Genomic DNA, 12,916 nt, shown 5'->3' on the forward strand with positions numbered 1-12,916 from the left:
TAAAAATCTTAATGGAGGAAGGCTCTTTTTAATCAGATTTTTACCTAACTAACTGATAGTTAATCGATTAAAGTCAAAAAAAATCGTTAAAAAGCACTTTTGTTACATTTTTTTTTATTCCTTTGCTAAAGTTTAATCAAAAAATCAAAAATTTATGAAAAGATTTAGTAGTGTTTTGGGGATGATTGCGATAGCGCTCCTGGCTTCGTGTTCTAATGATGAATTTGTGGATACTATTTCTGATTCAGGAAACGATGCAAAATTAAATCCAAATCTGGCACTTGTAAAACGAATAGTAGGAACTACCAATTCGGGAGCCACTGTTTCAACGGACGTTTATACTTATAGCGGAAGCAAACTGATCAAAGTAACTTCTTCGGATGGACGACATGTCAATTATACATATACAGGAAATCTGATTACCGAAAGAGATTATTATACCGACAACGTTTTGAATTCTAAAGAATTGTATGAGTACGATGCAAACAATCAGTTGATCAATTACCGAAGAACAAATGCTTCCAATACGGTTACTTACAGAGCGACTTTCAGCTACAATAGTGACGGAACCATTTCCGTTGGTGGTTATCGTGGTGATGTAGTTTCACAAACGGCCCAGATAGTAAACCGAAAAGTTTTCCTTACCAGCGGAAGAATTTCCCGTATGGAAACTTACAGAACGGTTAACGGCTCTGCTGTTACTGAAGTAAACAGTTATACTTACGATACCAAAAATTCTCCTTATAGAGGTATCCTGGGATTTGATAAGTTAACCTACCACGATGCAGCTACAAATGGTAACATGAATAATATCACATCGATTGTAACCACCGGGCTTTCGGCAGTAAATAACACAACAGACCAGATCCAGTATACGTACGATAGCAGCAATTATCCTGTAACGGCAAGCAGAGGATCAATAGTATTCCAATACTATTATTAATAATAATTGCTAAGTTTGCATAAATCAAGCTTAGTATGCATTTCAGAACCCAAATACCTGTTCCTAAAAGTAATAATCCCATTGATTATGCTTCAAGAATAGTGTCTTTGGGTTCTTGTTTTGCTCAAAACATCGGAGAAAAATTCGAGTACTTCAAATTTCAGCACACAGTCAATCCCTTCGGAATCATTTTTAATCCAGTTTCCATCGAGAAACTGATCCGGAAGTCGGTTGCAGGTAAACTGTTTTCAGAAACCGACATCTTCTTTCATAATGATTTATGGCATTCTTTTGAGGTGCATTCCGAATTGGATGCGCCGGATAAGGAAGCCTTGCTCCGTAAACTAAATGCAATTGCAGAAGATTTTCGCAAAGATTTAGCACAGGCAACTCATGTGTCTCTTACTTTGGGAACGGCGTGGGTGTATCGAAATAATAACGATGATGAAATAGTGGCCAATTGTCATAAAGTCCCGCAAAGGGAGTTTACCAAGGAATTGCTTTCTGTGGATTCGATTGAAGATAGTCTAAAAAACATCATCGCATTGGTTTCGGATATAAACCCGGATTGTAAATTCATTTTTACCGTTTCCCCGGTGCGGCATATCAAAGATGGTTTTGTTGAAAATCAGTTGAGCAAATCCCATCTTTTGACCGCTTTGCACCGAATACTGTCTACTGAACTCTGCTCACTGAACTCTTCTTATTTTCCCAGTTACGAAATCCTTATGGATGAACTCCGGGATTATCGTTTTTATGCGGAAGACATGCTACATCCCAACCAAACGGCAATCGATTATATCTGGGAACGTTTTTTTCAGACGATGATAGCCGAAGAATGTTACCCGGTTATGGAAACCGTAGCTTCGATTCAGAAAGCATTGCAGCACCGGCCTTTTAATCCGGATTCGGCACAACATCAGAAATTTTTAAAAAATCTGGATCAGAAAATAGCGGTGCTTCAACTTCAATTACCTCAAATTTCATTCTGAAAATAGGGCAATTGCCTTATTGTTCTGTTCTTCGGAAAACCGCATCTTTACAGTAAATATCCTGCAACAAATGTTACTGATACTTAAAAAGATGAAGGACGAAGTGATGAAATACGGAAACTTTAAAATCGTAATAGCGCTTATTGTGCTTTTGGTTTTATTCTGTCTGATTCTCAATCTTTATTTCATTTTTATGAAATGAAAATATAGAAGTAAAGCCTTTTCTCTAACGGATTGGACAAATGGTTAAGGCTTTTTGTGTAATTTTAGCGAAACATCCCATTATGCTGTTGCGACCTTTTTTTTACTGCTTGCTTTTTTTTATCATTGGTCCGTTAGTTTTTGCCAATAAAACTCAGGGTAAAAAAGAAATCGATTCCATCAACAACCTTCCTTTTGATTATAAAATTGCCAATACGTCCAAGACCATAAAACTGACTTTGGGAAACATTGAACATGCCCGAAAAATAAAGTATCCGAAAGGAATGGCGGACGGTTATCTCAGTTTGGGTCTGATGTATTACTACCAGGGCAAATACGATAAAAATACATTTTACATGTTAAAGGCAATTCGCGTTTACGAACAGCAGCAGGATGTAGTTTCGTTGATCAAAGCCTATGGTGATTATGGTTATCAGTTGAAAAGAAGAAGCATGCCTCAGGCACTTTCGTACATGAACAAAGCGATTAAGCTGGGGGAACAAGGCGATCATAAAACCGAACTTCAAGCTGTGTACGACAACTACGGCGTTTTAAAAGAGATGGAAACTGATTTGGACAGCGCTTTGTATTTCTACGAAAAAGCACTTCACTTTAAAGAAGCCTCCAAGGACGAATTGGGAATTCCCTACAGTCTGAATAAAATTGCCATGGTGAAAATCATGCAAAAGAAGTTCCCTGAGGCAAAGGAGCTTTTTGACCATGCTTATGCCATAAGAGTAAAGGAAGATGATAAGATTGGAATAGCAGAAAATCTGAATTTCTACGGGTATTATTATAAAAGTATCGGGGATGTAAAGGCAGCCATAGCTTATTTTACCAAAGCGCTTGAAAGGAGCAAAAAGTACGATTACATAAATCTGGTTCAGGAAAATTATCAGGCGCTTTCCGAACTTTATGAGATGAATAAGGAGTATGAGAAGGCATTAGCGCTTTATAAGAGTCACATCCAATATAAGGACAGTATCCAGAATTTGGAAATACGATCCAAACAGGCGGAACTGGATATTGAATATGAAACCGAGAAGAAGGAGCAGGAAATCCTTGACCATAAAAGCATATTGGCTGAAAAGAATTTATACCTGCTGGAAGTCGGAGCCCTTTTGATTATTTCTATATTGTTAGGTTATCTGTTTTTTAACTTCCAGAAAATTAAGAATAAGCAAATGGTAAGGGAAAACGAATTGAAACAAGCGCTTCAGTTGATCGAAACCCAAAACAAACTGCAGGAACAACGGCTTCTTATATCACGGGATCTGCACGATAATGTGGGTGCTCAATTAACGTTTATCATTTCCTCCATCGATAACCTGAAATACGGATTTACCATTGAAGACGAAAAATTAAACGACAGGCTTTCGGGGATTGGGAATTTTACCCGAAGTACAATCATGGAACTTCGCGATACGATTTGGGCAATGAATAAAGACGAGATTGCCTTTTCCGATTTAAAAACCCGAATTGCAAATTTTATTGAGAATGCTAAGGCTGCCTCCCACGGAATCTCGTTTGAATTTGATATTGATCCTGATGTTGCTGATGATTTTACCTTTTCCTCTTTAAAAGGAATCAATCTTTACAGGGTTATTCAGGAAGCGGTAAACAACTGTCTTAAATATGCCGAAGCTACAGAGGTTAGAGTGAAAATCGAAAAAGTGAATGATCAGTTTGCAGTTATTATCTCGGATAACGGAAAAGGATTTGATGTCAATCAGGTGACATTTGGAAACGGAATCAACAATATGAAAAAAAGAGTAGCTGAAGCTGGTGGGGAATTTGCCATAAATTCAATTCGGGATAAGGGTACAGCGATAAAAGTATTCATTTCTTAAAGTGTAATTATGAGTCAGAAAATAAGAATAGCCATTGCAGAGGACAACACCTTTTTGTTAAAAGCCATTTTCGAAAAATTGTCTTTTTTTGAGGATTTGGATGCACGATTTCATGCGCATAACGGAAAGGAACTATTGGATAAATTCAGGGAGAACAATGCGGTCGATTTGGTTTTGATGGATATCGAAATGCCGGAAATGAATGGGATAGAAGCCACGGAATTGCTTAAAAAGAAATACCCTCAGATTAAAGTGATCATGCTGACAGTTTTCGATAACGATGAGAATATTTTCAAAGCCATTAAAGCCGGAGCTGACGGTTACCTGCTGAAGGAGATTGATGCCAAGGAACTTCATGACGGGATTGTGGAAACCTTAAACGGGGGTGCGGCCATGACGCCATCCATTGCTTTGAAAACGTTACGTTTGCTAAGAAATCCACTGGATATAAATAATATTAAAGTTGCCGATGAGGTAAAGTTGTCGGAAAGGGAAATCGAAGTTTTGGAGCAGTTAAGCAAAGGCCTGAGTTATACCAATATCGCAGAAAATCTCTATTTATCGCCCAGCACCATTAGAAAACATATTGAGAATATCTACAAAAAACTACAGGTCCATTCCAAAATCGAAGCGATTCAGAAAGCAAAGGATAATAATCTGATTTAAGTTTTTGCTACCTTTATAGGAAATTTAGTAAACTATGGCTACCCGAAGAAATTCGTCCGCAGAAACCGACTTAAAAAATATGCTTGTGCCTTTGGTTCAGGTTTTAGGCCGTTCCCGTAAGTTCATCTGGTTGATCATCCTGGCGGTTGTCGGCGTAGTTCTGTTTAAGTACTTCACATCCGAAAAACCTACGGAAACAACGGAATATAATACGGATTTAATCGAACAACAGATAAAAAATGTTGGGAAATTGGTTGTTACTGAAGGTCATTATTCTCAGGTGATGACCTATAAAGATCAGCAGAAATACATGATGAACCTACTGACGTTTGAGAAAAAAGCGCTTATCATCATCAATGCCGATGTTACGGTTGCTTACGATTTGAGCAAGGTGAAATACGACATCGACGAAAAAAACAAAACCATTAACATTGTCAGTATTCCCAAGGAAGAAATAAGAATCAGTCCGGACATCCAGTTCTATGATGTGGATCAAAGTACCTTAAATCCTTTTACCGGCGACGATTACAATAAAATCAATAAAAAAGTAAAAGCTGATCTGGCGAGAAAAATTGCAAAGTCAAAATTGAAATCCAATGCTGAAAACCGCTTTGTGAGCGAATTGGCAAAAATTCTGATCGTCACCAATGCGTTAGGCTGGAAACTAGAATACAAAAACCAAGTTATCCAAACGGAAAATCAGATGAACAAGACCATCAAATTATAAAAGAAAATCCCGCCAATGAAGCGGGATTTTTTAAAAAATTATAGTTTGCGTTGTAAACTTTCCCAACCGCCGCCGTTTATAGCTTCGATTCCGTTTTGTTTTAATAGGGAAGTAGCCTGACCACTTCGCATTCCGGAACGACAGCACGCAATTACCGGGCTGTTTAATTTTTTGATTTCCTCTATTTTTGATGCAATCGTATCTAACGGAATGTTTTTGGAGCCTTTGATGTGTCCCGCAGAAAATTCACCGGTTGTTCGCACATCGATAATCACGGCTCCTTTGGTGACAAATTCCTGAATTGCCTCCGATTTGTTGCCTAATCCTAAAAGATCTAATAATCCCATGTTGTTCTAATTTTAAACAAATGTACGACCGGGCGCCGAATTAATTTGTAGCAAATGTTACCAAACCTGAAATAAATTCTAATTTTGCATCCGATGAAATCACTGGACAGAAAAACTGAAATAGTAACCATAGCCGCTAAGCTTTTTAAGGAAAAAGGATATAGCGCCGTAACCATGCGTGATATTGCGCAAGCGATGGATATTAAGGCGGCCAGTCTGTACAATCACATCAAATCCAAACAGGAAATCCTGGTATTGATCATCATTGAAATTGCCGAAGAATTCACCAATGTGATGCAGGAAATTGTTCTTTCCAACGAAACGGCCATTCAGAAAATTGAAAAAGTGATTCAGCTGCACATTGATATTACGGTTCGCGATTCCGATGCATTGGCATCTTTGAATGCCGACTGGATGCATTTGGCTGATGCGGAGCTGGCCTATTTCATCAAAATGCGTGAAGAATACGAAGAGAATTTTCGCAAAATAATCGTGAAAGGCATGGATGACGGGGAGTTAAAAAAACTCAATCCCGAATTGATCAGTTTTTCCATGCACTCCACATTACGAACGCTTTACCTTTGGTATGGTAAGAAAAAAAGCCTGAATGCTTCGGTTTTGAAAGCCGACATGACACAGGTTCTACTCCACGGAATCGTTTAAGGTTTCATCAGAATTGGCTGTTCAAATTCGACCATTCTGTTAAGATTTTCCATTTAATTCCATTTTTTTAATCCCGTTACGATTACGTATTGAAATATTACTTATTTTTGCACTACAAACTAACAAGTGTTAGTTAAAATTAACAGGTATTGCAATGACTAAATTTCACAGTATAAAAGTTTCGGATATTTATAAAGAAACTAAAGATTGTTCTGTTATTTCATTTGAAATTCCGGAAGAATTGAAACATGATTTTGTATTCAAACAAGGGCAGCATCTTAACGTAAGAACTATGATCGACGGTGCTGAAGTACGTCGTTCATATTCATTATGTTCGAGCCCGGTAGAAAATAAATGGCAGGTTGCAGTTAAAAGAATTAATGGAGGTTTATTTTCGGGTTTCGTTAATGAGACATTAAAGAAGGGAGATTTTCTGGATGTAATGGCACCGGCCGGAGTTTTTTATAAAGAGGTCAACCCGACAGTTGCCAAAAATTATGTTGTTTTTGCTGCCGGAAGCGGGATCACGCCTATTTTATCAATCATCAAAACGCACCTTGCTTTAGAGCCTGAAAGTACTTTTCAATTGTTTTATTTGAACAGAACAGTAAAATCAATTATCTTTAAAGAGGAAATTGAAGCGTTGAAAAACAGATACTTAGGTCGTTTTGAGATTTATTACTTCCTTTCCAAAGAGTTTCGTAATGTGGAATTGTTCAACGGACGTTTTACAAAAGAGAAACTACAGGTTCTTACCTCTAAAGTTATTGATGTTCCCTCGGTGGATGAATGTTTTATCTGTGGTCCGGAAGAAATGATCTTCCTCATTCGGGATGAAATGGTTGCGGCAGGTTTGTCAAAGGATAAGATTCATTTCGAATTGTTCCACACCGGAAATTCCGAAGCAGACAAAGAGCGAACCAGCAAGATTTTAGAGAAAAAAGTGGAAGGTACCGAAGTGACCATTCTGGATGGTGGAAAAGAATTCCACTTTACAATGGATGATGATTTCGATAATATTCTGGACGGAGCATTAGCTGCAGGTGCCGACTTGCCTTTCGCATGTAAAGGAGGAGTTTGCAGTACATGTAAGTGTAAGGTTTTGGAAGGATCGGTTGAAATGAAAATCAACTATGCTTTGGATGAAACCGAAGTGGAGAAACACTATGTGTTAAGCTGTCAGGCGGTTCCGACTTCCAAAAAAGTAGTGGTCGATTTCGGCGTATAATAGAAAATAAACAGTTTTCAGTCGCAGTTATCAGTGAAAAATCTAAAATCTGCACTATAAATAAAAAAGTTATGTCAGAAAAGGAAATAAAAAACTTAGAAGAAATCTTCGATTTGCGCATTGCAAACGATGAGAAAATCGAGCCGAAAGACTGGATGCCGGAGAAATACCGTCAGACGCACATTCGTCAGATTTCACAGCATGCCCATTCTGAAATCGTGGGTATGTTGCCAGAAGGAAACTGGATTACCAGAGCGCCTTCTTTACGTAGAAAAGTAGCCTTACTGGCAAAAGTTCAGGATGAGGCCGGTCACGGTCTGTATTTGTACAGCGCATGCGAAACCCTTGGTGTGTCCCGTGAAGAATTGTATGAGCAATTGCATTCCGGAGCTGCTAAGTATTCAAGTATTTTTAACTATCCGACCATAACCTGGGCAGATATGGGTGCTATCGGATGGTTAGTGGATGGTGCTGCCATTATCAATCAGGTGCCGTTAACTGCGACTTCTTATGGTCCTTATGCCCGTGCGATGGTACGTGTGTGTAAAGAGGAAAGTTTCCACCAACGTCAGGGATTTGAAATCATGATGACATTGGCAAACGGAACTCCGGAGCAGAAAGAAATGGCACAAGATGCTTTAAACCGTTGGTGGTGGCCGTCTTTAATGATGCTAGGACCAACTGATGCCGCATCGGTTCACACAGAACAGTCGATGAAATGGAAACTGAAACGTAAAACCAATGACGAATTGCGTCAGCAGTTCGTAGACCAAACCGTGCCGCAAGCCGAATTAATCGGGCTTACAATTCCGGATCCGGATTTAAAATGGAACGAGGAAACCAAACGTTATGATTTCGGTCCTTTGGATTGGGACGAATTCTGGCAAGTGGTAAAAGGTCATGGTCCATGTAACAAGGTAAGAATGTCGGCAAGACAAAAAGCCTGGGACAACGGAAAATGGGTACGTGATGCCGCTATGGCTTACGCCGAAAAAAAGGAAACTAAGAATTTAGAACAAGCAATTTAAAATTTAGTTTTCAGTGGCAGTTTACAGTTTTCATGCTGTAGACTGTTAACTGTGAACAGTAAACTATAAGATTATGAAAAACTGGCCACTTTGGGAAGTATTTATAAGAAGTAAAAACGGATTGGAACACCGTCATTGCGGAAGTCTTCACGCCAGCGATGCAACAATGGCTTTGGAAAACGCACGCGATGTGTACACCAGAAGAAATGAAGGTGTAAGTATTTGGGTAGTTCCATCAGCACAAATTACAGCATCTGATCCGGATGACAGCGAAGAATTATTCGAACCTGCAAAAGACAAAGCATACCGTCATCCGACTTTTTACGAACTGCCTGACGAACTAAAACATATGTAGCATATTACCCTGCAGGTTTTTAAAATCCTGTAGGTCTTAATAAATATTCAAATGAATAACAATTTAATTCAATACATATACGGAATTGCAGATAACGCTCTGATCTTAGGTCAGCGTCTTGGCGAACTTTGCGGTCACGGTCCTAGTTTGGAAACCGACATCGCAATGACCAATATGGCATTAGACTTATTGGGACAAACCAGAAGTTATTATCAGTATGCTGCAACTTTGCTTGGCGATAATGCAACCGAAGATACCATAGCTTTCCTAAGAAGAGAAAGAGAATATAAAAATGTATTATTGGTAGAACAACCGAATACAGATTTTGCGTATTCGATCGCCAGACAGTTTTTATTCGACATCTTTCACCTTTTGCTTTTGGAAGAATTGCAAAACAGCAACGATGAAACTTTAGCGGCAATTGCTAAAAAATCGATCAAGGAAGTGAGTTACCATACACGTTTTTCTTCCGATTGGATTCGTCGTTTAGGAGACGGAACGGAAGAAAGTCACGAGAGAATTCAAACTGCCATTGACGATTTATGGGTTTACACTGATGAGTTATTCCATCAAACGGATGCTGATAAAGCGATGGTAGCGGAAAATATCGGAGTGGACGTAACCAAATTAAAAGAGGCTTTCTACAAAAAAGTAAGTGCTATTTTGGAAGAAGCTACTTTAACAACGCCTGTTGTACAATATTTCCAAAAAGGCGGAAAGCAAGGTATTCATACCGAGCACATGGGGTATTTGTTAGCCGATATGCAATTCATGCAACGCGCTTATCCAAACATGAACTGGTAAAAGAAGGTATTGCTTACATCATGACAGAACAACTTCAACATATCGATAGAAAAATACTGGACATCCTGGGAACGGTTTCCGATCCTGAAATTCCTGTGCTTTCTATTATGGATATGGGGGTGGTGCGTTCCGTACAAGTTGTAAATGATATCATCGAAGTAGCGATTACGCCAACTTACAGCGGCTGCCCTGCGATGGATGTTATTGGCGATGACATCAAAAAAGCATTCAAAGAAAAGGGATTGGAAGCTAAAATCAGTTTGGTGCTTTCACCAGCCTGGACAACCGATTGGATCACCCCAAAAGGAAGAGCTGAACTGGAGAAATATGGTATCGCTGCCCCGTTGGATGCAGATGCTGATAAAGAAGCGCTGCTCGGGAATAAAAAACTGGTTAAATGTCCGCAATGCGGTTCGTTTAACACGAAATTGATCAGCCAATTCGGTTCGACGGCCTGCAAGGCACTGTTTCAGTGTGAGGATTGTCTGGAGCCGTTTGACTATTTTAAATGTTTAAAATAAATACAACCCGCAGGGTTCTTCCTTGCGGGTTTTTAAATAAAATTAGGTATGAGCTCAAATTCAATTGAGGTTAAGATTGAAAACAATGTTGCGTGGATTGCACTCAACAGACCTGAAGTATTCAACAGTTTCAACAGAGAAATGGCGTTGTCGCTTCAGGATACGCTTGAAAATTGTGCTGCTGACTCAAATGTTCGCGCCATCGTACTTACCGGAAACGGAAAAGCATTCTGCGCCGGACAAGACTTAAAAGAAGTAACAACCCCGGAAATTAACCCAGGGTTCAGAAAAATACTGGAAGAGCATTACAATCCGATCATCCAGAAAATCAGAACGATTGAAAAACCGATTGTAGCTGCCGTAAATGGTGTGGCTGCAGGTGCGGGTGCTAACATTGCTTTGGCTTGTGATATAGTTGTAGCAGTAGAATCGGCAAGTTTTATTCAGGCTTTCAGCAAAATCGGATTGGTTCCGGATAGCGCGGGAACGTTTTTCCTTCCACGATTAATCGGTTTTCAAAAAGCATCAGCCTTAATGATGTTGGGTGATAAGGTTTCAGCCGAAGAAGCGGTAAATATGGGAATGATCTACAAAGCCTTCCCAGCTGATACTTTCGAAACAGAAGTGAAAAAAGTAGCCGAGAATTTGGCGCAAATGCCAACATTGGCTTTAGGCTTGACCAAACGCTTACTTAATCAATCCATGACAAATTCACTGGAACAACAATTGGCGTTAGAAAGCGATTTGCAGATTGAAGCAAGTTCTTCATCTGATTACAATGAAGGCGTAAACGCTTTTGTGGAGAAAAGAAAACCGGAATTTACAGGGAATTAATTTAGAATCAGAAATCAGAATTCGGATTTTAGATTTTAAAATTTCGGATTTCCAACAAAATAAAATGAAAGTAGCAGTTATAGGCTCAGGAACAATGGGAAGCGGTATTGCACAAGTGGCAGCCACAGCAGGATGTTCCGTAAAATTATACGATACCAATCAGGAGGCGCTTGCAAAAAGTGCTTCCAATCTTGAAACTACCTTGTCCAAAATGGTGGAGAAGGGGAAAATTGATGAGGTAGAGAAATCAAGAATTATCAATGCCACGTCTTATGTAAGCGCATTAAAAGATTTGGCGGATTCGGATTTGGTTATTGAAGCCATCGTCGAAAATCTGGAAATCAAAAGAAAAGTGTTTTCGGAATTAGAAACTTATGTTTCAGCCGAAACGGTTTTAGCGTCAAACACTTCTTCGTTATCCATCGCTTCGATTGCCGCTTCATGCCAGAAACCGGAACGCGTTATCGGAATTCATTTCTTCAACCCGGCGCCATTGATGCAGTTGGTTGAGGTAATTCCGGCTGTTCAGACAAGCGAAGCAGTGACTCAGAAAATAACGCAGACCATTTCCGATTGGAAAAAAGTGGTAGCGGTTGCTAAAGATACACCGGGGTTCATTGTGAACCGTGTTGCAAGACCTTTCTATAGTGAAGCATTACGTCTTTATGAAGAAGGTTTTGCGGATTTCGCTACCATCGACTGGAGTATGAAAACTATCGGAGGTTTCAGAATGGGGCCTTTTGAATTGATGGATTTCATCGGACACGACGTAAATTATACCGTTACGGAAACCGTTTTTACATCCTTTTATTTCGATCCGAGATACAAACCATCGTTTACGCAAAAACGTTTAACCGAAGCCGGTTTCTTAGGTAGAAAATCAGGAAGAGGATTCTACAATTACAGCGAGGAAATGCCAAAACCAACCGAAGATACGGCGATGGCTAAAATTATTTTCGAACGCGTAATCGTAATGCTTATCAATGAAGCGGCCGATGCTTTATTTTTAAACATTGCGTCTGAAAAAGATATAGACAATGCCATGACTAAAGGGGTGAATTATCCGAAAGGGTTATTGGCTTGGGCAAACGAATTAGGTATCAACTGGTGCGTTGAAAAGTTAGACGAACTGTACAACGAATACCACGAAGACCGTTACCGTTGCAGCCCGATCTTACGAAAATTGAACAGAGAGAATAAAGTATTTAGTGTGTAATAACTGATGGAAGAGATTCTAAATTCCAAATCAAAAATGCAAGGAGAAAAAATACCTTTTAAAATGCTCTCACTCGATCCGTTCAGTCAATGGCTGGGTATCGAGATTCTGGAATGCGAAATCGGAAGATGCAAGTTGGGTATGACCGTCCGCAAAGAAATGCTGAACAGTATGGGCAAAGCGCACGGCGGAATTACTTATTCGTTAGCGGATACTGCTTTTGGGTTTACCGTAAATACAAACGGAAGATTTGCCGTATCCATCGAAACATCGATTAACCACATTGAAGCGTTGGAAGAAAACGATTATATAGTAGCCGAGGCCAGTCTGGAAAGCCTGAAAAATAAGTTGGGTTTTTACATTGTTGAGATTAAAAAAGGAGATCTTTTGGTGGCGCTTTTTAAAGGCGTAGCCTTCCGAACTCCGAAAGAATGGGAAGAATAAAATATTCTGGAGCAAATGTCACGATAGCTATCGGGATGGTCATTTTTAATAGAAATAAAAGTTTTAAACAAACATAAAATATAAATAGAGGTCAGTT

Annotated in this window: 15 protein-coding genes; 14 read left to right on the forward strand and 1 reads right to left on the reverse strand. The window is 39.3% G+C overall.

The annotated features are described in order from the left end of the window. Positions 1-154: 154 nt before the first annotated feature. The 5 genes from AC3E9U_RS05265 to AC3E9U_RS05285 all read left to right on the forward strand — a co-directional run bounded on the left by AC3E9U_RS05265 (position 155) and on the right by AC3E9U_RS05285 (position 5,379). On the forward strand, positions 155-943 hold the full coding sequence (locus AC3E9U_RS05265; RefSeq protein ID WP_488745861.1) for a hypothetical protein: 789 nt from the start codon (positions 155-157) through the stop codon (positions 941-943). A 35-nt stretch (positions 944-978) separates the two neighbouring features. Continuing rightward, positions 979-1,935: a GSCFA domain-containing protein gene (locus tag AC3E9U_RS05270; RefSeq protein WP_488745862.1), complete on the forward strand. Its 957-nt coding sequence runs from the start codon at positions 979-981 to the stop codon at positions 1,933-1,935. 284 nt (positions 1,936-2,219) lie between these two features. Continuing rightward, entirely contained in the window at positions 2,220-3,986 is a 1,767-nt protein-coding gene (locus tag AC3E9U_RS05275; RefSeq protein WP_488745863.1) for a tetratricopeptide repeat-containing sensor histidine kinase, read from the forward strand. A gap of 9 nt (positions 3,987-3,995) precedes the next feature. Then, complete coding sequence (locus tag AC3E9U_RS05280; RefSeq protein ID WP_488745864.1) at positions 3,996-4,652, forward strand: response regulator; 657 nt, start codon at positions 3,996-3,998, stop codon at positions 4,650-4,652. Between the two features lie 79 nt (positions 4,653-4,731). Further along, positions 4,732-5,379, forward strand: a complete 648-nt coding sequence (locus AC3E9U_RS05285) for a DUF4230 domain-containing protein (RefSeq protein ID WP_488746136.1) — start codon at positions 4,732-4,734, stop codon at positions 5,377-5,379. A gap of 38 nt (positions 5,380-5,417) precedes the next feature. Here the strand turns inward: AC3E9U_RS05285 and AC3E9U_RS05290 are convergent, their stop codons facing one another. Beyond that, positions 5,418-5,726 carry a rhodanese-like domain-containing protein gene (locus AC3E9U_RS05290; RefSeq protein WP_488745865.1) on the reverse strand — a complete coding sequence of 103 codons (309 nt, stop codon included), beginning with the start codon at positions 5,724-5,726 and terminating at the stop codon, positions 5,418-5,420. A 93-nt stretch (positions 5,727-5,819) separates the two neighbouring features. On the opposite strand from AC3E9U_RS05290, the gene AC3E9U_RS05295 reads away from it, so the two are divergent. From AC3E9U_RS05295 to AC3E9U_RS05335, 9 genes are all read left to right on the forward strand, one after another. Next, positions 5,820-6,389 (forward strand): TetR/AcrR family transcriptional regulator, encoded by a 570-nt coding sequence (locus AC3E9U_RS05295; RefSeq protein WP_488745866.1) that lies wholly within the window; start codon positions 5,820-5,822, stop codon positions 6,387-6,389. A 154-nt stretch (positions 6,390-6,543) separates the two neighbouring features. After that, positions 6,544-7,617 (forward strand): 1,2-phenylacetyl-CoA epoxidase subunit PaaE, encoded by a 1,074-nt coding sequence (gene paaE, locus AC3E9U_RS05300; protein ID WP_488745867.1) that lies wholly within the window; start codon positions 6,544-6,546, stop codon positions 7,615-7,617. A 71-nt stretch (positions 7,618-7,688) separates the two neighbouring features. Beyond that, a complete protein-coding gene (gene paaA / locus AC3E9U_RS05305) occupies positions 7,689-8,645 on the forward strand; it encodes a 1,2-phenylacetyl-CoA epoxidase subunit PaaA (protein WP_488745868.1) in 957 nt (318 codons plus the stop codon). 70 nt (positions 8,646-8,715) lie between these two features. After that, entirely contained in the window at positions 8,716-9,000 is a 285-nt protein-coding gene (gene paaB / locus AC3E9U_RS05310; protein ID WP_488746137.1) for a 1,2-phenylacetyl-CoA epoxidase subunit PaaB, read from the forward strand. A gap of 51 nt (positions 9,001-9,051) precedes the next feature. Then, complete coding sequence (paaC, locus tag AC3E9U_RS05315; RefSeq protein WP_488745869.1) at positions 9,052-9,804, forward strand: 1,2-phenylacetyl-CoA epoxidase subunit PaaC; 753 nt, start codon at positions 9,052-9,054, stop codon at positions 9,802-9,804. A gap of 20 nt (positions 9,805-9,824) precedes the next feature. Next, complete coding sequence (gene paaD / locus AC3E9U_RS05320; protein WP_488745870.1) at positions 9,825-10,325, forward strand: 1,2-phenylacetyl-CoA epoxidase subunit PaaD; 501 nt, start codon at positions 9,825-9,827, stop codon at positions 10,323-10,325. A 48-nt stretch (positions 10,326-10,373) separates the two neighbouring features. Beyond that, the gene (locus AC3E9U_RS05325) at positions 10,374-11,159 is read left to right on the forward strand and encodes an enoyl-CoA hydratase-related protein (RefSeq protein WP_488745871.1); all 786 of its coding nucleotides are present in this window, start codon (positions 10,374-10,376) and stop codon (positions 11,157-11,159) included. 64 nt (positions 11,160-11,223) lie between these two features. Then, complete coding sequence (locus AC3E9U_RS05330) at positions 11,224-12,375, forward strand: 3-hydroxyacyl-CoA dehydrogenase NAD-binding domain-containing protein (protein ID WP_488745872.1); 1,152 nt, start codon at positions 11,224-11,226, stop codon at positions 12,373-12,375. Positions 12,376-12,411: 36 nt separating this feature from the next. After that, entirely contained in the window at positions 12,412-12,819 is a 408-nt protein-coding gene (locus AC3E9U_RS05335; protein WP_488746138.1) for a PaaI family thioesterase, read from the forward strand. Positions 12,820-12,916: the final 97 nt, after the last annotated feature.

The organism is Flavobacterium sp. 21.1, from assembly GCF_057801535.1.